Source organism: Methylobacterium sp. Leaf123 (assembly GCF_001423405.1).
GTDB lineage: Bacteria > Pseudomonadota > Alphaproteobacteria > Rhizobiales > Beijerinckiaceae > Methylobacterium.
In genome coordinates this window covers 1-20,200 of sequence record NZ_LMNS01000010.1, presented here as the reverse complement: position 1 = coordinate 20,200, position 20,200 = coordinate 1, and the positions used below count along the sequence as shown (strand labels likewise).

Here is a 20,200-nt window from a genome sequence, read left to right as displayed (position 1 = left end):
CGTCGACGTCAAAGGAAGCTTCCGATTTGGCCGCATCTCCATCGATCCGCGTCCTCGATCCGTCCCGCTGCCATCTCGGCGAGGGGCCGAGCTACGATCCGGCGACCGACACCGCGTGGTGGGTCGATATCTTGGAGTACCGCCTGTTCGAATTGCCCCTGAGCGCGGGCGCCGGCCCGGCCAAGGCGCACGCCCTGCCGTTCATGGCGAGCGACGTCGCCGCCATCGATGCCGAGCGGCAGCTGCTCTCGGCGGAGGACGGGCTCTACATCCGCACGATCCGCGACGGGAAGCTGAGCCTGTTCTGCCCGCTGGAGGCGGAGGATGCCGGCACCCGCTCCAATGACGGCCGGGTCCATCCGAGCGGCGCGCTCTGGATCGGCACCATGGGCCGGGACGCCGAACCACAGCGCGGCGCGATCTACCACGTCGCCGGCACGCGGGTGACGCGGCTGTTCTCCGGCCTCTCGATCCCCAACGGCATCGCCTTCTCGCCGGACGGCGCCACCGGCTACTTCGTCGATACCGACGAGGGCGTACTGCGCCGCGTTACCCTCGACCCCGCCACCGGCCTGCCCGTGGGCGAGCCCGAGACCCATTACGACCACAGCGGCGGCGAGGGCGGGATCGACGGCGCGGCGGTGGATGCCGAGGGCCTGATCTGGACCGCGCGCTTCGGCGGCGCCTGCCTCGACGCCTACAGCCCGGCGGGCGAGCGGGTGCGCACCGTGTCCGTTCCGGCGCGCCAGCCCACCTGCCCGACCTTCGCCGGCCGCGACCTCGACCGGCTCCTCCTCACCACGGCCTACGAGGGCATGGACGAGGCCGCGCGGGCGGCGGACCCCGAGCACGGGCGCACCCTGCTCGTCGATCTCGGCATCCGTGGCCTGCTCGAGCCGGCTTTCCGCCTCGACGCCTGACCCGGCCCTCATCCCCCGAAACCGGGCGGCCGGCCTGCGGCGCCCCAGGAACGACCATGTCCGAGACGATGTCCGATCCGCAGACCCGCCCCTATCAGCCGATCGAGGCCTACGCGCTCCTCAGCAATTGCGAGGGCTGCGCGCTGGTGGCGCGCGACGGCGCGATCGATTGGGCCTGCCTCGAACGCTTTGATGCCGACCCCTCCTTCTCGCGTCTGCTCGACCGCAACCGCGGCAGCCATTTCACGATCCGGCCGACCGAGCGCTTCGAGACCGCGCGGCAATATCTCAGCCGCAGCAACGTCCTCGAGACCACCTTCACCACGCAGACCGGCTTCGTGACGCTTCACGATTTCATGGTCGGGCCCGAGGGCGGCGCGGGTCGGCCGCGGCTGGTGCGCCTCGTCACCGGCGTCTCGGGCTGCGTCTCGATGATCGCCGAATATCGCCCGCTGGCGGGCTTCGCCGAGGATTTCGCGCCGCTCGCCATCGCGGGCAACCGCGTCACGGCGCCGGGCTGCCCCGGCCTCGTGGCGGATGCCGACTTCGCCGCCGAGGGCGAGCTTGCCGCCGCGCGCTTCACCCTGGAGGGTGGGCAGGCCTGCGGTTTCGCGCTTTACCGCGATACGCCGCCCGAGACCTGCCCGGATGTCCGCATCCTCATGGAGGAGACGCGCCGGGCCTGGGTGCTGTGGACGGAGGGCGCGGCCTATGCCGGCCCGCTGGCGGACGAGCTGATGCGCTCGGCGCTGGTGCTGAAGGGGCTGACCTACGAACCCACCGGGGCGATCGTGGCGGCGGCCACCACCTCCCTGCCGGAGGAGATCGGCGGCATCCGCAACTGGGATTACCGCTTCTGCTGGATTCGCGACGCCTGCCTGTCCTTCTACGTGCTCAAGAAGTTCGGGATGACCCGCGAGGCGGAATCCTTCTTCGGCTTCGTCACCGAACTGTGCGAGCGGGAGGAGAGCCGCCTGAAGCCGCTCTACAGCATCTCCGGCGAGGCCGACCTCAAGGAGATCCAGGTCGATCACTTCGAGGGCTGGCGCGGCAGCAAACCCGTGCGCCACGGCAACGAGGCGGCCGAGCAGCATCAGTCCGACGCCTACGGCCAAGTGCTCGACCTGCTCTACCTCTACGAGCGCCTGGGCGGCACGATGCCGGCGGCGATGCGCAAGCACGGCGCCCGGCTCGCCGACGTCTCGGCGGCGCATTGGCACGAGCCCGATGCCGGCCTGTGGGAGCCGCGCAAGCCCGAGGAGCGCTACCTGCACGCGGCAATCATGAACTGGGTCGCCCTCGACCGGGCGATCCGCCTGTTCGGCGAGCGCGAGGAATGGTGCCGCGAGCGCGACCGGATCGTCGCCTGCATCAACGGCGAGGCGATCCACCGCGACGGCTACTACCCGCAATATATCGGCGGCGACGACGTCGATGCCGCGCTCCTGATCGCGCCGATGGTCGGCTTCCCCGTGGACGAAGCCGCCTTCGCCCGCACCGTCGACGTGGTGATCGAGCGCCTCGGCCACGGCCCCCTCGTCTACCGCTACAAGAACGACGACGGCCTGCCCGGCCACGAGGGCACCTTCCTGCTCTGCGCCTTCTGGCTCGTGGACGCCCTGCTCTGGCTCGGGCGCGAGGAGGAGGCGCGCACCCGCTTCCAGGCTTTGCGCGCCCTGCAGAACGATGTCGGCCTCTACGCCGAGGAGATCGCCGAGGACGACACCTTCCTCGGGAACTTTCCGCAGGCGTTCAGCCATCTCGGCTTCATCCACAGCGCGCTGATGCTCGACCTCTACGAGCATGGCGGCCGCGAGGCGGTGCAGGGCACCTACGCCGACCGCTCCCTGCGGGAGACGGATTCGCGCCGGGCGCCCCGTATCGACGGGGCCGAGGCGGGAGAGTGAGAGCGGGAATGACGCGGATCGGCTACCACGCCTCGCACGAGCAGCACGCCCCCTCCGCCCTCCTGCGCCACGTGCAGGCGGCGGAGGCCGCAGGGTTTGCCTGCGCCATGTCCTCGGAGCACTTCAAGCCGTGGAGCCGGGCGCAGGGGCATTCGGGCCATGCCTGGTCCTGGCTCGGGGCGGCGATGGCGACGACGCGCCTTCCGTTCGGCATCATCACCGCGCCGGGCTACCGCCACCATCCTGCCGTGCTCGCGCAATCGGCGGCGACCCTCGCCGAGATGTTTCCCGAGCGGTTGTGGCTGGCGCTCGGCAGCGGCCAGCGCCTCAACGAGGACATCACCGGCCTGCCCTGGCCGGAGAAGGCCGAGCGCAACGCGCGGCTCGCCGAATGCGCCGCAATCATCCGGGCGCTGCTGGCCGGCGAGACCGTGACCCATCGCGGCCGCGTCACAGTGGTCGAGGCGCAGCTCTACTCGCGGCCCAAGACCCCGCCCCTCCTGATCGGCGGGGCCGTCACCCCCGCGAGTGCCCGCGCCCTCGGTGCCTGGGCCGACGGCCTCGTCACCGTGGGGATCGAGCCGGACAAGCTGCGCCCGGTGGTCGAGGCCTTCCGCGAGGGCGGCGGTGCGGGCAAGCCGGTCTTCCTCCAGACCAAAATCTGCTGGGATCCCGACCCGGCCCGTGCGCTCGCCGAGGCGCACGCGCAATGGTCGAGCAACGCCATCGAGGGCGAGGTGAATTGGGAGCTGCGCCGCCCGGAACATTTTCGAGACCGCCGCCCGCTTCGTCCGCCCCGAGGATATGCATGCCTGCGTGCGGATCTCGGACGATCTCGGGCAGCACGCCGCTTGGCTCGCGGACTTATCCGAGATGGGCTTTGCCGAGATCATCGTGCATCAGGTGGGCGCTGATCAGGAGGCCTTCATCGACGCCTTCGGCCGCAGCGTGCTGCCCCAGTTCGGCGCCTGACGCACGGCCGCACGGACGCCGCTTGAGATCAGAACCGCGCGCGGGAAAACCGCCCGCGGCTGCCGGCCCCGAACACGCTCTCGATCACGGCCCTGGTCGAGGGGCTGAGACCGCGGTCGCTCCGCAGCCGGCGCGGATCCGCCCGTTCGAGCCGATCCATCTCGCCAGCGCATTTCCGGAGCGCGCGCCCGGGCGTGCCGGTCATCGGCACGGAGCGCGGCCCTGTCGCCCCGCCCGCCTCGAAGCGCAGGCAGGCCGAGAGATCGTCCTTCAGATCGTCGAACGGGGCCGCCTCGGCGCCGGCGGAGAGGGCCACGAGGACGGGGATGAGGAGGGCGGCACGAACGAACATCTAGGCGCTCCAGGCACGGGTCGGCTGACGACGACAACGCACTGGCCGGCGTTTCGCCGCACGCGGGCGACCGGTTCGGCAGCGGCTCCGCACTCCTAACCCACGACCGGGGCCCCCGTCGGTCCACGCCGGAACAGGAAGACCTGACACCCTTCGCCCGCCAGCGCCGTCCTGACGGCCGCAGATCCAGGCGTGCATCATCGCGGCGGCGGCGTCACCTTCTCGCGGATGATGCGTTCCTCGGCCTTCTCCGCGTAGAGGCTGAAGTCCGGCTTGGCATCGACGATCACCGGCTGGATCGGATGCCCGGCGACGCCGCCGCTCTTGTTGATCGCGTCGATGGCGGACTGCATCGCCAGGGTTGAGGCTTCCTCCGGAACCGCGAGCGGGCCGGAGCGGGAGACCAGGAGCCCGACCTTGATCGGCTCGCCCTACTTCAGGGTTGCGCCCCAGGCCTTACGCCGTCGGGAGCCAGAGGTGCGGTGATCGCTGCGTCAGCAAGCGAAGACTGTTTCGAAAGCTTTCGACGTATCAGACCCACCTCGATCTCCTTAAATATTGTGCGATTGCCTCATTTTTGAACGGCAAACGTTTCGCTGCTCAAAAAGTAAATACGAATTCCTTCAGTGAACCTCTGTGGCGCCCCTTAAAACCACGTCGAGAGCGCATTTTTTGCTAAGGCACTTGTTTTCCAGAAGGCAAAGAATGCGCCGGTCGGCGGCCACCGCGCCCCGGCCGTGGCTTCGCCGCAAGCAGGATGCCGCAAAATCCAAAAAGTCCAAATTGAGAGTTGACCGTATACGCTCGCCAGTGCCAGCCTAGTAGAGCAAGGGGAGTATGATCAAAAAATACGCAGAAGCGCGAGGTTTGATCATGCTGCAACAGAATCGGACGGCTTCGCGGCGGATGTCGTCGACTATCGGATATTCGATCAAATCCAGAAACCGGTCATCGGCTGTGGAACGGCTTTTGCGGCGCGTTCGGCAGCCCTACGGATCCAGGGTCGGTACGGTTGTGCGGCGCACAACACGACAACCCCCAAGATCAGTTAAGTCTTGACCGCAAACGGCACAGCAAGGGGAATGTAAGATGCGACGCGGCGGACACGGAATGGAACGAGGATCGGCTCAGCCCGGACGAAGGGCATGGGCGGCCGGCACGCTCCTCGGCGCCCTGGCTTTCGGCCTGCCCGTGAGCGTCTATGCGCAGCAAGCCTCACCGGTGGGTCAGTTCAACGACCAGACCCAGCCGCGCACCGATCCGCGCATCGCCGAGAAGCCCGCCGACCCCATCCGCATCGGCCCGCTCGCCCCCTGGGCCACCCACATGGCCGAGCGCGGGCTCACCTTCGACATCAATATCTACAACTTCTACCAAGCCAACCCCTCCGCCGGCCTGCGCACCGGAGAGCAGTCGAACTCGACCTACTTCGTCCTCTCCATGACCGCCGACATGCAGCGGATCGCCAATATCTCAGGCGGCACCATCAAGTTTACGCAGACCTTCTTCGGCAACGTCCGCAACCTCAACATGGCCGCCGATATCGGCGACACCACGGTCGGCTACCAACCGCCGTTCAACCCCAACAACAACCGCCTCTCGCTGCTCACCTACCAGCAGAAGCTGCTCGACGACCGCCTCGTCATCGAGGTCGGCCGCACCCATCCCGATCGGTATTACGGCCTCACCTACCAGCAGAAGCTGCTCGACGACCGCCTCGTCATCGAGGTCGGCCGCACCCATCCCGATCGGTATTACGGCCTGCCGCCGTGCAACTCGATCAACTCCTGCTTCCAGGACCTGTTCTACATCAATGCCGGTTTCACCTCGCCGCTCTACGCGGTCTGGGGCGCGAATGCCGCCTATCAGCTCTCGCCGACGAGCTACGTCCAGGCCGGCGCGTTCTCGGTGAATCCCGGCACCAACGCGCTGTCCGGCTACGATTTCGGCTACGAGCGGCTCTCGGGCGCGCTGGTGATGACCGAGATCGGCACCAAGACCGACTACACCATNCCCGGCACCAACGCGCTGTCCGGCTACGATTTCGGCTACGAGCGGCTCTCGGGCGCGCTGGTGATGACCGAGATCGGCACCAAGACCGACTACACCATGACCGCCTATCCCGGCCGGGCCTCGCTCACCGGCTTCTTCAACACGGCGGATCACGACGACAACTTCAAGACGGTGTTCGGCACCTCGAAGGGCCTGAACCCCGGCGCCCCGGTTCTGCAGAAATCGGGCACGTCCGGCATCGTTCTGACCGGCACGCAGACGGTCTGGCGCGCCGATGGCGGCCTGGTCACCAACCCGCACCCGACGTCGATCTCGTTCTATACCGGCACGGGCTATTCCTTCGACCCGACGGTGCCGATCCGCTTCAACTCGTTCGTCGGTGTGCGCCTCGACGCGCCCGACCAGAGCCGGCCCAACGACAGCTACGGGCTGAAGATGAACTGGCAGCGCTTGTCGGAGAACTACACGCAGTTCCTGGCGGATGCGAACTTCATCTCGGGCGGTTCGGGGGCCCCGTATTCGCGCGACAAGTTCGTGTTCGAGGCCAACGCCCATTTCGATGTCGGCGCGGGCGTGATCATCGAGCCGGTGGTTCAGTACGTGGTCAACCCGAACACGTTCTGGAACCCCTTCACCGCGCGGCGCGCCAAGNGGCGTGATCATCGAGCCGGTGGTTCAGTACGTGGTCAACCCGAACACGTTCTGGAACCCCTTCACCGCGCGGCGCGCCAAGGACGGCTTCTACGCCGGCGCCACCCTCGTCGTCCCGCTCGGCACCCTGCTCGGCCTCGCTCCGGGCTAATCCTCACCCGAAGACTCGGCCTTTTCCGGCCTCGTGCCCTCCCGGTTCCCGCAACCGGGAGGGCTTCCGTTCCTGCGATCAGCGATCAGCCGCGCCGGTCGCGGGCTTCCTGGAGACGGCGCAGGAAAACGGCGGCGCGTGCGCCGCGCTCGACCGCGTCGTCGCAGCCCCCGCGGATGACGATACGCTTGTCCCGAACCGTGATCTCGTCGGAGACCGGGATCACCGGTGCCTGCCTGTCCGGATGGAAATCGGCCGCGATCCCCTGCGGACCGCCGCTGAGGCGGACGATGCCGAGGGCGAGGCATCCGATCCGCAGGCGCGCCAGGGTGAACAGCGCATCCACCGCTTCCGGCAGAGGCCCGAAGCGGTCCTCGATCTCGTCGCGCAGCGCGTCGATTTCGGCCTCGGCGCGCAGGCGCAGGAGGCGCGTGTAGAGGCTCAGGCGGATTTCGGGTTCAGGGATGTAGTCAGCGGGCACACGGCCGTTCAGGCCGATCCGCACCTCCGGGCTCCAATCCTCGGCCGCCTCGCCCTTGGCCGCGCGCAGCGCCAGTTGCAGCAGGTGCTGGTAGAGGCCGAGCCCCACGAGCTTGACGTGGCCGGATTGGTCGTCGCCGACGAGGTCGCCCGCCCCGCGCAGGTCGAGGTCGCGGGCGGAGATGGCAAAGCCCGCTCCGAGCCGGTCGAGGGCCTCCAGCGTGCGCAGCCGCTTCTCCGTCGCCGGGCTGAGCGGCTTGTCGGGATGGCCGAACAGGTACACCACCCCGCGCCGCTGCCCGCGCCCGACGCGGCCGCGCAACTGGTGCAGTTGGGCGAGGCCGAACCGCTCCGCATCCCAGACCAGCATGGTGTTGGCCCGCGGCACGTCGAGCCCGCTCTCGATGATGCTGGTGGCGAGCAGCACGTCGCCCTCGCCGTCGGCAAAGCGCACCATCGCGTCATCCATCGCGGCGGGCTTCATCTCGCCATGCGCCGTCACCACGTCGAGGCCCGGCACGAGGGCACGCAGGCGCTTGGCCATCGGCGCGATGTCCTCGATGCGCGGGCAGACCACGAAGCTCTGCCCGCCGCGGCGATGCTCGCGCCGAAGAGCCGTCGCCAGCGTCGTCTCCTCGAAGGGGGCGATCACCGTTCGGATCGGCTGGCGCACCGCCGGGGGCGTGGCGATCACGCTGAGGCTTTGCAGGCCGACCATCGCCGCCTGAAGCGTGCGCGGGATCGGCGTCGCGCTCAAGGTGAGGATGTGGGCGTCGCCCGCCGCCTTGCGCAGGCTCGCCTTGGTCTTGGCCCCGAAGCGCTGCTCCTCGTCGATGATGGCCAGCCCGAGATCGTGGAACGACACGCCGCGCCCGGCGAGCGCCTGGGTGCCGACGACGAGGCGGACGCTGCCGTCAGCCAAGCCCTGCTTCACCCGCTTCGCCTCGGCGGGGGACACGAGGCGCGAAAGATGCGCCACCTCGATGCCGAACCGGGCAAACCGGCGCCGGAACGTCTCGACATGCTGGCGCACCAGCACCGTGGTCGGCGCCATGACGGCGACCTGCCGTCCGGCAAAGATCGCCGCCGCGGCGGCGCGCAGGGCCACCTCGGTCTTGCCGAAGCCGACATCGCCGCAGACGAGCCTGTCCATCGGCATCGCGCGGGCGAGATCGGCCAGCGTCTCTTCCACCGCCCCGGCCTGATCGCTGGTGAGCGGATAGCCGAAGCCGGCGGCGAACCGCTCCATCTCCCGCTCCGGCGGCACGATCTGCGGGGCGTGGGCCGCCCGGCGCTCCTGGGCGGCCTTCAGCATCGCCCGCGCCGCCTTGGCGAGCGTCGCCTCCGCCTCCAGCCGCCGCCGGGCCCAGGTGCCGCCGTCGAGCCGGTCGAGGGTCACGGCTTCGGCCTCCGAGCCGTAGCGCCAGATCCGGTCGGCCTGGCTCACCGGCACCATGAGGATGGCGTCATCGGCAAAACGCAGGCGCAGCGCGTCCTCCTCATCCGCCTCGCCGGCGCGGATCGCCTCCAGCCCTTCGAAGAGGCACAGGCCGTGATCGCGATCGATCGCGACATCGCCGACCCGCAGCTCGACCTCGCCGATCGGCAGCACGGCGGCCCGCCGCCCCGCGCCCGCCGCCAGCGGACCGAACAGATCGGCCGCGGCGATCACCGTCGCACCGGCCCCCGGAACGCGAAACCCCGCTTCGACCGGCATCTCGATCGCCAGCATCGCGCCGGGCTCCGCCGTCTCGACCTCGGCCCAGGTATCGATCAGGCGGACGGTTCGCCCGTCGGCCGCGGCGGCCGCCCGCACGAGGCGGCGCAGCGGCGCCTTGGGGCCGGCGAGCACGACGCGCTCGCCCGCTTTCAGCGCAGCGCGCAGAGCCTTGGCAAAGGCGGCCTCGGGGCGGCGCTCGCGGGTGAAGACCGGCCCTGCGATCCGCTCCGCCTCGGCGCTCGTGGCGGCGGCAAGGCTGCGTGCCTCGACCAGTTCCGCCCATTCGTCCGGCGCGAGATAGAGATCCGGCGCGGGCTTCTGTTGCGATCGGTCGTCCCGCCGGCTCGCGGACGGCGACATCGTCCCCTCCGCCTCGCGGCCCTCGGCGATCTGCTCGAAGAACGCGGCGGCCCGCTCCTCCACCCCGGCCTCGACCACGAGGCGCGCCTCGGGCACGTAATCGAGCATGGTCACGAGCGCGGGATAGAACCGGGCAAGCCGGTGCTCCTGCCCGGTGAAGGGTTCCAGGGTGTGGCCGGAATCCGGGTCCAGGACGATTTCGGTGGCCGGGTCGATCACCAGCCGCTCGGTTTCGACGCGCGAGCGCTGCGACACCGGATCGTAGGAGCGGATCGCGGTGATGCGCGCGCCGTCATGCTCGACCCGGCAGGGAAGCGGCGCGGCGGCCGGAAACACGTCGATGGTCCGCCCCCGGACCGCCACCTCGCCGGGCTCATCGACGCGATCGTCGAGGATATAGCCGAGCCGTGCCAACTGCGCCGTCAACTGCTCCGGATCGAGCGGCTCGCCGACGCGCAGCTCGATATGGGCCGATTCCCATGTCTCCGGCGGAGGCACCCGCTGCAGGAGCGCGGGGGCGGTGGTGAGGACGATGTCCGGCTGCGCCCGGTCATCGGTCAGCCAGCGCAGCACGCCCGTCCGCGCGCCCATGACCCCGCGCGAGGGCGAAGCGCGGTCGAAGGGCAGGCAATCCCATTCGGGATAAACCGCCACCGTCCGCTCCGGCGCCAGCGCCCGCAGGACCGCGGCAATTTCATCGAGGCGGCGTCCGTCGCGGGCCACATGGATCAACGGCCGCGCGGATTGCGCGAAACCGAGCAGAGCCACCGCCAGGGCCCCTGTCGGGACGAGCGGGGCGACACCCTCATCCGGGTTCGCATCCTGATCGTCTCGGGGCTTGGCGGTCTTGGGCTGTGCCATTTCTGTTCCGTCGAACGACTTCAGGGGTCGGCTTCCGGGAACACCGCACGACCTGCCCGCGGTTCCTGATCTGCGTCACCATCCCCGCTTTCCACCGAACTTCCCTGGGGACCGCCGCGCCAACAACGGCCTCCTGGACAAGCTCCAGGTCCGGACGCTCCCACCCTACCGCTGCCATGTTCCAACGGACGGGATGAGATGCGAAGTCCTCGAAATCTGGATTACTCCAAAGGGCGATGCCTTTTGTTGCTGCACTTGTCGGGAGCCAACCCTTGGCGAACAGCCTTGGGACGAATGGGCTGATCTCGCGGCCTTCGCACATCAAGCAACAGACAGCTTCCGAGTTAAACCGCATGAGCCCCGACGCCATCATCCGGCGGGGGTGCGTTGCGTGCCAGCGCCCGTCTACTATCGTGGCGGTGCAAGCGTCATCGTCGCCCATCTGGCGTTGAAGTGACACCCCGTCATCAGGCTGGGAGCGACACGTGGCGCCGAGCGACATCGACGTGATCCGGGTTCGCCTCGCTGCCCATCCGCGACCTGCCGACTTGGCCGAGCGGCGCGCTCGAGTCGACGCTCTCGCCGCCGACTACGCCTTGCCTCCGGATGTCCGGGTCGAGCCGATTGATGCTCATGGCGTGCCAGCGGAGTGGACGAGCACGCCCGCGGCCGATGGCGAACGCGTCATTCTATTCCTACACGGGGGCGGCTACGTCTCCGGATCCCTGAAGAGCCACCGCCACATGGTCGCGCAGGCTGGCCGCGAAGCGCTGGCACGCACCCTGGCACTCGGCTACCGCCTCGCCCCGGAACACCCGTTCCCGGCCGCGCTCGACGACGCGCTCACCGGCTACCGCTTTCTCCTGGCTTCGGGCATCGCGCCGGCTCGGATCGCACTCGCGGGCGAGAGCGCGGGCGGCGGCCTTGCGCTCGCGACGGCCCTGTCCTTACGAGAGGCGGGCTTGCCTCTGCCCGGATGCCTCTGGCTGAGCTCGCCCTGGGTCGATCTTGCTCTGACAGGGGCTAGCATGGAATCCAAGGCTGCCGTCGATCCCCTGCTTGGCAGAACCTATCTCTCCGAACTCGCGAGCCTCTATCTGAACGGTGCCGATGCGCTGGGGGCCCTCGTCTCACCGATCAACGCCGATCTCGCGGGGCTTCCGCCGATGCTGATTCAGGTCGGCTCCGCCGAGACGCTCCTAGACGATTCCGTGCGGCTCGCAGCGGTTGCGGGCGCGACCGACATTGCCGTGCACCTCGAGATCTGGCCTCACATGATCCACGCGTGGCATCTCTTCTACCAAGATGTCGCGGATGGCCGACGTTCCCTTGCGAGCGCCGGGACCTTCATCAAGAGCCGTCTCGACGGTCGTTGAACGGGCGGGGACGCGACAAGCCCCCCGACTGCGTGCCGTCTCTGAGGCCCTCGGCCCGGGAGCGTTCCAGCCGCCCAAACATCTCAGAGGTTCAGCATCGCGAGCGACTTCGCGGCCCCGCGCTCCTCCAGATCGAGACCGTGTTCCCGGATCTCCGCGTCGGTAAGTTCGCGCAGCACCTCGGATTCGGCGTCGGCACCGACCGCCTCGGAGACGATCAGAAGGGCGTCCTGCTCGTCGCCTGCGACCACGAGAACCGGCACGGTCCTCGGTTCGCCTCCGTCCCGTCCCCGCGCCGTCACCTGCACACCGTAGGCCTTGTTCATTGTCTACCATTCCTGATCCGTATAGCGACCGTCGCGATTGCCCCACCGGGAGCGGATTTACGGTCCTCCGGCGAGGAAGCCCGTGATCACCATAATCAACGCGTCGATATCGATCCGCCCTTGGATGTCGACAAAGCCGTCTTCCGCGAGGCTGACCTTCGGTGCGGCATCCGTCGCCTCCGCTTGACGCTGAAGCTCCGTCAGGATGGCGTCCCTGATCGTGGTCTGCAGGTCCATGATTTATCCTCCACATCGGGTCGTCCGACGTCGCATGTCCAAGCGTCGCGGTCGCGCGGGTTGAGCGACACGCCCCTGCGAGGTCTCACGCCTGTTTCGGCTGGCCGTTCGATGCCGTGAGGCCGCCATCCACCGGCAGGTTCACGCCGGTGACGTAGCGCGCATCCTCGCTCGCTAGGAAGGCGATCACGTCGGCAACCTCATCGGGTTCGGCCCCACGGCCGAGGGGGATCCGCTCCGCGAAGCGCTTCATCAGGGCCGTGTCGCCCTTCATGTCCTCGGTCAGGTCGGTGAAGGTCAGGCCGGGATTGACCGCGTTGACCCGCACGCCTCTCTCGCCGAGTTCAAGGGCCAGCGAGCGCGTGAAGTTCGACACCGCCCCCTTGGCGGCGTTGTAGAAGCTCATGTTCCAGTCGCCGCCGAGCCCCGATACGGACGAGACGTTGACGATGTTGCCGCCGCTCCGGATCAGGTGCGGCAGGGCGGCGCGCGTGCAGAAAAACACGCCGTCCACGTCGATGGCCATGACCCTGCGCCAATCGGTGACGGATGCCTCAAGGAGCGGGCCGGTCGGAACGACGCCGGCATTGTTGACGAGGATGTCGAGACGGCCGAAGCGCTCGACCGCGGCGGCGATCAGAGCCTCGGCATCACCCTGATCGGACACGTCGCCGGTCTGCACCAGGACGCGATCCGGTTCGAGATCGGCGGTGACGCGCTCAAGCTTCTCCCGCGTGCGGCCGTTGAGCACGACCGATGCACCGTCCTGCGCGAAGCGCCGCGCCGTCGCGGCCCCGATGCCGGAGCCCGATCCCGTCACGATCACCACCTTGCCGCTGAACCGGGTCATGCGCTGGGCTCCCCACGTCGTCGCTCATCGGTCGCCGCGGCCCCTACGGGCGTCGAGGCCATCTCGCGAGGCTAACCGGGCGCGGCGGCATTCGTTCTCGAGTCGCAAGGCCATCAAGGGGCGCCCCCTTCGTAGAAGGCGCGACCGTGCTCCCTGTTTCGGCCCTCGCCCGTCGCGAGCCGGTCCGCCACGTAGCCGGTCACGAAGGCATCGATCGCCTTATGCAGGAGATCGACGCGCTGCTCGTCGAGGGGCCAGGTCCACGGCGGGGCTCCGGCTCCCGTGACGTTCTCCAGGGCCTGATCGTTGAACAGCCGTGCGTTCAGGAATAGGAACGAGGCGACCGAACCGCGCATGCCGTGCTCGGCCATTAGGGCTCGAAGCGGGCCGAGGGCGATGCCCTGGCCCCAGTGCATGGCCCAGTTCATCACAATATCGTCTCGGTCGGGCTGCGAGCGACCGAGCAGCCGTTGCAGGGTATGGGCCGGCACGAACGAGTTCGGCCGGCCGGTCAGGCTCTGCTCGATCTTCTCGGCGATGGTCATGGCCGCCACTCCCGCCGCCCCTGCCAACAGACCTCGGACCAGGACACCGCCGGCCGCCCGATTGCGCTTGCCTGCTCCAGGACGATCGGCATCGATATCAGGGCCAGCCATCGGCGAATTCCTTGGTCGGGCCGGCAGGCCATCGGTTGCGCCTTGAGGGGCCAACCCGGCGCTCGCCGTGCAAGTTCATCGACTGGTCGCCGCCGGCATGGCCGCTTCGCCCGCCATCCGTCGTGGTGTCCTTCGTCGCGGATCCTGACATCGAGATTTGTCGCGGCAGCACCGTCGGCGACGGCGCGACCGTCCACAGGATGACTGCCCGAGCGCGCCCGTGATCCGCTCCGGCTTCTGGCGCCGCGGAGGCGGAATGCCGGATGGCACCTCCTCGTTCACGCTGGACTCCACGTTGCTCCACGGGACGGACACGGCTCGGTCAGCCATCCGCCGGACACGCGCCCTCACACGAGCTTGGCGATCAGGAGGAACGCGAACCCCACGGCCAGGAGACTTCTCGAGAGTCGGGCAAACGCGCTGACGCCCACGCCATCATCAAGCGCTCGCAAGTGGGCGACCTGCGCGAAGATCGCCGCCCAGTAGGCGGACCACAGGCTCAAGACGGCGCTGGTCAAGTTCGGTACGGCCCCGCTTCGCTCTCAGGCCTGCGCACGCCGTTCCCGCCGCCAGGACGCAATCGCGTGTTGTCGCGCCTCGAAGGTCCGCCGAACGGGTGTGCCGTCTTCCCCCCGCCCCTCGCAACGGTAGCCGAACCGGAGGACGCCGTCGGGACCGTAGAGGCGGACCATCTCGGATCGCCATGCGCGATCGGTTCGAGCCAGAACGGCTTCGGTCTCGTCCAATCGGTTCACGTCCATCGCGGTGGTCCTTGGTATCGGGGATACCCATTCAACGCGGTCCGATACGATCCGCTCCCCCCGCACGCCTCGGCGGACCTATGCCACGAGAGGCCGCTTCCCCTCATTTTCCGAAAATCGGTGCAGGGCGAGATGCGGCACTTACAGCACGTGCGGAGCGCGAACCGAGAAGAGGGAGACGTCGTTGTGCAGGCATGTCCGACCCATCGTCTGCCCCAGCCTCCGACCCAGCCATCGACGCGCGCCGTCGCGAGATGGCGATCGAGCATCTCCTGTTCGGCACGATCCGCTTCGTCGCCAAGACTCATCCCGATCTTCTGGATGAACTCGACGGTAGCCTCGACCACCTGTGGGACAAAGCTCATGGCGACGATCGAGACGACGAGGCGGTGCGGGAGGTGGCGCGACGCTTCCTCAAAAGCCTGCGCGCCGAGCGATAGCGGCCCGAGCGATTGCAGCCACGATCGCGCGGATGCTCGTGACCTTCCGCACCAGTCAGGTTCCGGCGCCGATCCGGTCGCTTCCGGACGGTCACCGGGCAATCAGAAATTCTCGCTCCGCAAGCTCCTGACGAACGGCGAGAGCATGGGAGACGCGCCGTCGGCGGCTTGTTCCCTCTCGCGCTGCCCGAACGTTCGTCGAGAGTGCCTCTGCCCGGGTGATCAGAGGAAGCCGTGGGCGCGCAGGGCTCGGATCGACGTGGCCGCGCCCTGATGATGGATGAAGACGCCACCGGCCTCCTCCCAGCGGTGCCGATGGGTGTCCCAGTCGTCAACCAGCGCGTCGCCCGGACGACAATGCTCGCGCTTCAGCGCAGCGGTCGTCGTGATCATCGGCGTGCCGGGGAAGTGGCGCTCGGCCCAGCACCGCTTCTGCGGCTCGGCCCATTTCCCGCGGGGCAGACCGGTGAGGATGACGGGTTCGCAGGACCTGACGGCCTCGTAGAGTTCCCACGCATCCGGCAACAGTGCGAGCTCCGCGAAGAAGTCGGGCTCCGCCGCCAGCCGGCTCCAGAACTGTCTCATCCCGAACCGGCGCTGAAAATCCTCCGGCGACATCCCGAGCACGCGCGACGCTCCGCCATCGAAGTCGGCCAGGCCCCCGTCGCAGTCGAGAAACACCGTCGGCATCCCCGCGCCCCACCCTCTCGTTGTCCGGTCTCAGCGGTCGCGCGAGCGCGGCCAGATGGGTAACGAGGCGGCGCGGGTTTCGGATCGCGGGCAACATGAAGCCGCGACACTGCGCTCGGCTCAGCGCCCGGATCGAGACTTGAAGCGCCGGACCGCCAACGTCATAGGCGTCGCAGCCGGACAGCGACGGGGCGGAGCCCGAGGGAACCTCCGCGCGTGCCGTCGCGACCTCGCATCGAGACGCAATGGCGGCACCAAGCAGGCAGACGGACATGGACAGCACCACACATACTCTCGTGCTCGTGCGGCACGGCCAGAGCGAGGATAATGAGCGGGAGCTGTTTTCAGGCTTGCGAGATCCTGCCCTGACCGCTCGCGGCGTCAACGAAGCGCGTGCCGCCGGCCGCAGGCTGAAGACGCTCGGATATCGCTTCGACCACGCGTTCACGAGCCGGCTCCAGCGTGCTCAGCACACGCTCGCGCTGATCCTTGAGGAACTGCGCCAAACCGACCTGCCCGTGCATGCGGACGCGGCCTTGAACGAACGAGACTACGGAGCGCTTGCCGGCCTGAACAAGGCGGAGGCTCGTGCCCGGTTCGGCGTCGAGCAGGTCCGCACCTGGCGGAAATCCTACGACGCGGTGCCGCCCGGCGGTGAGAGCTTGGCAATGACGGCAGCGCGCCTGTGGCCGTTCTTCGAGCGTGCCATTGCACCTCGCGTTCGAAGTAGCGAGTGCGTGCTCGTCGTTGCTCACGGAAACTCACTACGATCCCTGCTCATGCGACTCGATCAAGTCGCCCCCGCAGACATCGAAGATGTTAATATTGGCACAGCGGAGATGCTCATCTACCGGAGCAACACGGAGGATCAAACACTCGTCCGGGCAGCTGCGATCGCTTGTTCGAGTTAGAGGGAAACCTCCGACATAGGGTCGTCTCACGCAAGGTGGAAACGAGCTAGGGAACTCATACAACTAATTGCCGTTCCTTGCGTTTTCTTCCTGGGCATGGGGTTTCCGGTGAAGGAAGATCGCGATGGCACGGTTGTTCTGGCTCTCGGATGAGGCTTGGGCGCGGATTGAGCCCCATCTGCCTCACGGCCGACCCGGCAAGCCTCGGGTCGATGACCGGCGGGTCATCAGCGGCATCCTGCATGTGCTGAAGGTCGGATGCCGTTGGCAGGATACGCCCACCGCGTACGGCCCGCACACCACGATCTACAACCGCGACAACAGGTGGTCCCAGCGCGGTATCCGGCAGCGCCTGTTTGCGAAGGTCGCAGCCGCAGGTCCAGTCCCCGAGGAGTGGATGCTCGATGCTTCTCACGTGAAGGCACACCGCTCGGCATCCGGCGGAAAAGGGGGGCCTGGATCCAAGCCATCGGCCGCTCGCGCGGCAGGTTCACGAGCAAAATCCATTGCTTGGCCGATGGTCGTGGCCGACCGGTTGCGTTCGCTTTGACGCCGGGCAACGTCGCCGACATCGGCATGGCGCTGCCTCTGCTGCAGGCCGTCGTGCCGCTCAAGCGCCTGATTGCCGACAAGGCCTACGACGCACAGAGCCTGAGGGATTGGCTGAAGAGCCGTAAGGTGATCGCCACCCTCCCATCCACGGCCACCCGGACGGTCCCCTACAAGCACAGCCGGATCGCATATCGGCGGCGCAATCGGATCGAGCGCCTGTTCGACCGCCTCAAAAACGGGCGGCGCGTCGCGACCCGCTATGACCGCTTGTCGTGCACCGATCTGGCCGCCGCCGCACTCGTTTCCTGTGTCGTCGGCATGGACCTGAATGAGTCCCCTACCTAGAGCGCCCCGCACAGCGCCGTTGCGTCCGCCGCTCAGTTGGGATACTCACGAGCCACGGTCAGCACCCGTAGCTCAGCTGGATAGAGCGTTGCCCTCCGAAGGTGGAGGATCCGGCTCTCCGGAGCGCTAAGTGCCTCCCGGAACATCAGAAACTTAACTCGCTTAGCACTGGCGATCCAAGAGCTGCGAGCGCGGCACGGCGCAATTGGGCCACATCCGCTTGAGCACGGGCGCCCTGGGTTTAGTTGAGCAAACGCGAAGTCCTAGAGATTCCCGCAATCCCCGAAGGCAGTGCCTCGGGTCCTCGCGAGATCCGCCATTGCATCCTTGGCGGACCGGGATCGGCTGGGACGCCCCGCGGCCGTGCTTCGGAGAGCGCGTTGTCGAGAGCGCTGGTCGCCTCATCGCACAGCACGATGCGCAGCCGGCGCACTACCGCGCGGGCAATCAGCATGCAGACGCTGCAGCACCCGATCGAATGCGCCGGCCTTGCGCCAGCGGTAGAACCGGCTCGACACCGTTCCCACGACCCGGCGGCCGATGCCTATACCTGCCCGGCCGACAAACCGTTGCAGCAACTCCAGAGACAGGACCTCAATGGGCGGTCTCGGGCGGTCCTCCGGAGTGCTTGGCGAGCTCAGCTCGAAGGCGTGCCGCCTCCGCTTCGTGCCTCTCGGCCGATGCTCGGATCTGTGAGCACAGATGGTCATAGAACAAGCGTAGCGACTGCGTCAGGCGCGCCATCAGTTCCTCCATCGCGATAGCCGTTCACCCCCACACCGTGGCCGGCGACACCAACCAAGCGGCGGGCGAACCTCGAACCATGCCTTCAAGATCGGTTGCCTCTAGCCTGCCATCAAGAGCGGCCTACGGCAGCCCCCCCTGCGCAGTTTGGATCTCGCGGTGGCTCAGGTCGGCAGCGATGCCGGGACAGGGTCTGTAGGCCGGCAAGCGCAGAGGTCAGTGCACCTCGGCAAAGAGTGTTCGGATGAGCCGCCAGAGCTCGCGGTGCCCGGTCGTTTGCCCCGCCTGCAAGAGATACTCCGGGATTTCCAGCTGCTCCTTACCGTGGTCTGAGTGGCCAGCCCCACGCACGTCCGTATGCTGCCATTCGTGCTCGACGTAGAGGCGCTTCGTGTCCGTGTCGAAGATTAGGCACCACCAATCCTCATCGTTGTCGACAGGGCCTTTGGCGGATCGTTGAAGCTCGCGGACGAGTAGGGCCATCTCGAACACTCCTGCGGTGACACCGACGCTACTTCAACCGACGGCCGACCGCGAAGGGTCCCGCTGTCGCCTAGGTTGTCTCCGCAAAGGGGTTCACAGCATGGGTGTTGAGACCCACGTGGGCTTGATGCGACGATTTGAACTGACTGATGCGCAGTGGGAACAGATCGCCCCGCTGCTGCCTCCGCAAAAGCCGCGCACAGGCCGGCTCGTGGAGGATCACCGCCAAGTGCTGAACGGCATGCGCCGGATCCGCTCACGGGCGCATCCTCGACGGATCTGACGGCGCGCTACGGTCCTGTCGGTGAAAGCTGATCGGCTGAAGGTGCCGTCGCTACGCTCGGACTTGCAATGGCTCCGCGCTGCCTACATTCGGCGCTTATAGTCCAGATGTGAAGAGTGTTCGCCAAAATCCATTCCCTGCGACCCGACTGCGTACGAAAATATTCCGGCGAGCGCGCGAGGTTCATCTCGCATTCGCCGAAGATGCCTCCCATACGGCCAGAGGGGGAGCGAGAGATGCCGTCTTCCGAAATCGACGTGATCCGAGCCCGCCTCGCCGCGCATCCAAGACCGGTCGACCTCGCGGCACGACGCGCGCGGATCGATGGTCTCGGGGCGGGCTACCTGCTGCCGCCGGACGTGGTCGTCGAACCGGTCGATGCTCACGGCGTGCCCGCCGAGTGGACGAGCACGCCCACGGCGAGCGGCGGCCGTGTCCTGCTGTTCCTACACGGGGGCGGCTATGTCTCCGGCTCACTGACAAGCCACCGCCATATGGTCGCGCAGGCCGGACGCGAGGCTGGGGCGCGCACCCTCGCGCTCGATTACCAGCTCGCGCCCGAGCATCCGTTTCCGGCCGCTCTCGAGGATGCGCTCGCCGGATATCGCTTTCTTCTCGATGCAGGCATCGCCCCGACACAGATCGCGCTCTCGGGTGAAAGCGCTGGGGGCGGTCTCGCGCTCGCGACGGTCCTGTCGTTGCGAGAGGCGGGGCTTCCGCTGCCGGGCTGCCTTTGGCTCAGCTCACCCTGGACTGATCTTGCCCTTACCAGTGCCAGCCTGGAGACCAAGGCCGCCGTCGACCCGCTGCTCAGCCGGGCCTACCTCGCGGAACTTGCGGGCCTCTACCTGAACGGTGCCAATGCGCGAGTGGCGCTCGTCTCACCGATCTACGCTGACCTGGCAGGACTGCCGTCGATGCTGATCCAGGTGGGCTCGGCTGAAACGCTGCTCGACGATGCGGTTCGGCTGGCCGCTGCCGCGGGAGCCGTGGACGTCTCCGTGCATCTCGCAATCTAGCCTCACATGATCCATGCTTGGCATCTCTTCTACCAAGAGTGGCCTGCTGCCGGTTTCACGGACACCCAGTTTAGGTGTGATGATGAAGCCGGAGGTGCTCCATGCAGCGTCGCAAGTTCGGACGTGAGTTCAAGATCGAG

General features: G+C 67.7%; 17 protein-coding genes and 5 pseudogenes. 12 read left to right on the top strand and 10 right to left on the bottom strand.

Annotated features, from left to right (window positions below):
* Positions 1 to 26 precede the first annotated feature (26 nt).
* The 3 genes and pseudogenes from ASF53_RS09075 to ASF53_RS09065 all read left to right on the top strand — a co-directional run bounded on the left by ASF53_RS09075 (position 27) and on the right by ASF53_RS09065 (position 3,799).
* A complete protein-coding gene (locus tag ASF53_RS09075; RefSeq protein WP_056197169.1) occupies positions 27 to 920 on the top strand; it encodes an SMP-30/gluconolactonase/LRE family protein in 894 nt (297 codons plus the stop codon).
* Positions 921 to 976: 56 nt separating this feature from the next.
* Positions 977 to 2,827, top strand: coding sequence for a glycoside hydrolase family 15 protein (locus ASF53_RS09070; RefSeq protein WP_056197167.1), 1,851 nt, complete (start codon positions 977 to 979; stop codon positions 2,825 to 2,827).
* Between the two features lie 8 nt (positions 2,828 to 2,835).
* Positions 2,836 to 3,799 (top strand): annotated as a pseudogene (locus tag ASF53_RS09065) (TIGR03885 family FMN-dependent LLM class oxidoreductase).
* Positions 3,800 to 3,827: 28 nt separating this feature from the next.
* Here the strand turns inward: ASF53_RS09065 and ASF53_RS09060 are convergent.
* A complete protein-coding gene (locus ASF53_RS09060) occupies positions 3,828 to 4,151 on the bottom strand; it encodes a hypothetical protein (RefSeq protein ID WP_056197165.1) in 324 nt (107 codons plus the stop codon).
* A gap of 197 nt (positions 4,152 to 4,348) precedes the next feature.
* Positions 4,349 to 4,558 carry a transporter substrate-binding protein gene (locus ASF53_RS26605; protein ID WP_286134280.1) on the bottom strand — a complete coding sequence of 70 codons (210 nt, stop codon included), beginning with the start codon at positions 4,556 to 4,558 and terminating at the stop codon, positions 4,349 to 4,351.
* 703 nt (positions 4,559 to 5,261) lie between these two features.
* Here ASF53_RS26605 and ASF53_RS24865 point away from each other — a divergent pair.
* From ASF53_RS24865 to ASF53_RS26600, 3 pseudogenes are all read left to right on the top strand, one after another.
* Positions 5,262 to 6,163, top strand: a pseudogene (locus ASF53_RS24865) (carbohydrate porin); the annotation flags it as partial.
* Between the two features lies 1 nt (position 6,164).
* Positions 6,165 to 6,815 (top strand): annotated as a pseudogene (locus tag ASF53_RS26985) (carbohydrate porin); the annotation flags it as partial.
* A 1-nt stretch (position 6,816) separates the two neighbouring features.
* A pseudogene (locus ASF53_RS26600) lies at positions 6,817 to 6,966 on the top strand (carbohydrate porin); the annotation flags it as partial.
* 85 nt (positions 6,967 to 7,051) lie between these two features.
* On the opposite strand, the gene ASF53_RS09050 reads toward ASF53_RS26600, so the two are convergent.
* Positions 7,052 to 10,387, bottom strand: coding sequence for a helicase-related protein (locus ASF53_RS09050; RefSeq protein WP_056197159.1), 3,336 nt, complete (start codon positions 10,385 to 10,387; stop codon positions 7,052 to 7,054).
* Positions 10,388 to 10,872: 485 nt separating this feature from the next.
* Between ASF53_RS09050 and ASF53_RS09045 the strand changes: the two genes are divergently transcribed.
* Positions 10,873 to 11,763, top strand: a complete 891-nt coding sequence (locus ASF53_RS09045; protein ID WP_056197157.1) for an alpha/beta hydrolase — start codon at positions 10,873 to 10,875, stop codon at positions 11,761 to 11,763.
* Positions 11,764 to 11,846: 83 nt separating this feature from the next.
* Here ASF53_RS09045 and ASF53_RS09040 read toward each other — a convergent pair whose 3' ends face one another.
* From ASF53_RS09040 to ASF53_RS26270, 5 genes are all read right to left on the bottom strand, one after another.
* Positions 11,847 to 12,089 (bottom strand): hypothetical protein, encoded by a 243-nt coding sequence (locus ASF53_RS09040; protein ID WP_056197155.1) that lies wholly within the window; start codon positions 12,087 to 12,089, stop codon positions 11,847 to 11,849.
* Positions 12,090 to 12,146: 57 nt separating this feature from the next.
* The gene (locus ASF53_RS09035) at positions 12,147 to 12,326 is read right to left on the bottom strand and encodes a hypothetical protein (RefSeq protein WP_056197152.1); all 180 of its coding nucleotides are present in this window, start codon (positions 12,324 to 12,326) and stop codon (positions 12,147 to 12,149) included.
* 85 nt (positions 12,327 to 12,411) lie between these two features.
* Positions 12,412 to 13,176 carry a meso-2,3-butanediol dehydrogenase gene (budC, locus tag ASF53_RS09030; RefSeq protein WP_056197151.1) on the bottom strand — a complete coding sequence of 255 codons (765 nt, stop codon included), beginning with the start codon at positions 13,174 to 13,176 and terminating at the stop codon, positions 12,412 to 12,414.
* A gap of 113 nt (positions 13,177 to 13,289) precedes the next feature.
* The gene (locus ASF53_RS09025; RefSeq protein ID WP_056197149.1) at positions 13,290 to 13,721 is read right to left on the bottom strand and encodes a hypothetical protein; all 432 of its coding nucleotides are present in this window, start codon (positions 13,719 to 13,721) and stop codon (positions 13,290 to 13,292) included.
* Between the two features lie 458 nt (positions 13,722 to 14,179).
* Positions 14,180 to 14,350 carry a hypothetical protein gene (locus tag ASF53_RS26270; RefSeq protein WP_200943192.1) on the bottom strand — a complete coding sequence of 57 codons (171 nt, stop codon included), beginning with the start codon at positions 14,348 to 14,350 and terminating at the stop codon, positions 14,180 to 14,182.
* 497 nt (positions 14,351 to 14,847) lie between these two features.
* On the opposite strand from ASF53_RS26270, the gene ASF53_RS09020 reads away from it, so the two are divergent.
* Positions 14,848 to 15,033, top strand: a complete 186-nt coding sequence (locus tag ASF53_RS09020) for a hypothetical protein (RefSeq protein ID WP_056197147.1) — start codon at positions 14,848 to 14,850, stop codon at positions 15,031 to 15,033.
* A 222-nt stretch (positions 15,034 to 15,255) separates the two neighbouring features.
* Here ASF53_RS09020 and ASF53_RS09015 read toward each other — a convergent pair whose 3' ends face one another.
* Positions 15,256 to 15,723, bottom strand: a complete 468-nt coding sequence (locus ASF53_RS09015; protein WP_056197144.1) for a 5' nucleotidase, NT5C type — start codon at positions 15,721 to 15,723, stop codon at positions 15,256 to 15,258.
* A 272-nt stretch (positions 15,724 to 15,995) separates the two neighbouring features.
* On the opposite strand from ASF53_RS09015, the gene ASF53_RS09010 reads away from it, so the two are divergent.
* Complete coding sequence (locus tag ASF53_RS09010; protein WP_056197354.1) at positions 15,996 to 16,634, top strand: 2,3-bisphosphoglycerate-dependent phosphoglycerate mutase; 639 nt, start codon at positions 15,996 to 15,998, stop codon at positions 16,632 to 16,634.
* Positions 16,635 to 16,758: 124 nt separating this feature from the next.
* A protein-coding gene (locus ASF53_RS26980) for an IS5 family transposase (protein ID WP_353652172.1) occupies positions 16,759 to 17,531 on the top strand; the annotation gives its coding sequence in 2 pieces (ribosomal slippage) (positions 16,759 to 17,112 and positions 17,115 to 17,531; 771 coding nt in all).
* A gap of 960 nt (positions 17,532 to 18,491) precedes the next feature.
* On the opposite strand, the gene ASF53_RS09000 is transcribed toward ASF53_RS26980, so the two are convergent.
* Complete coding sequence (locus tag ASF53_RS09000; protein ID WP_156635456.1) at positions 18,492 to 18,758, bottom strand: hypothetical protein; 267 nt, start codon at positions 18,756 to 18,758, stop codon at positions 18,492 to 18,494.
* Positions 18,759 to 18,885: 127 nt separating this feature from the next.
* Here ASF53_RS09000 and ASF53_RS24850 point away from each other — a divergent pair.
* A pseudogene (locus tag ASF53_RS24850) lies at positions 18,886 to 19,064 on the top strand (transposase); the annotation flags it as partial.
* 213 nt (positions 19,065 to 19,277) lie between these two features.
* Entirely contained in the window at positions 19,278 to 20,060 is a 783-nt protein-coding gene (locus tag ASF53_RS08995) for an alpha/beta hydrolase (RefSeq protein WP_286134262.1), read from the top strand.
* Positions 20,061 to 20,200 lie beyond the last annotated feature (140 nt).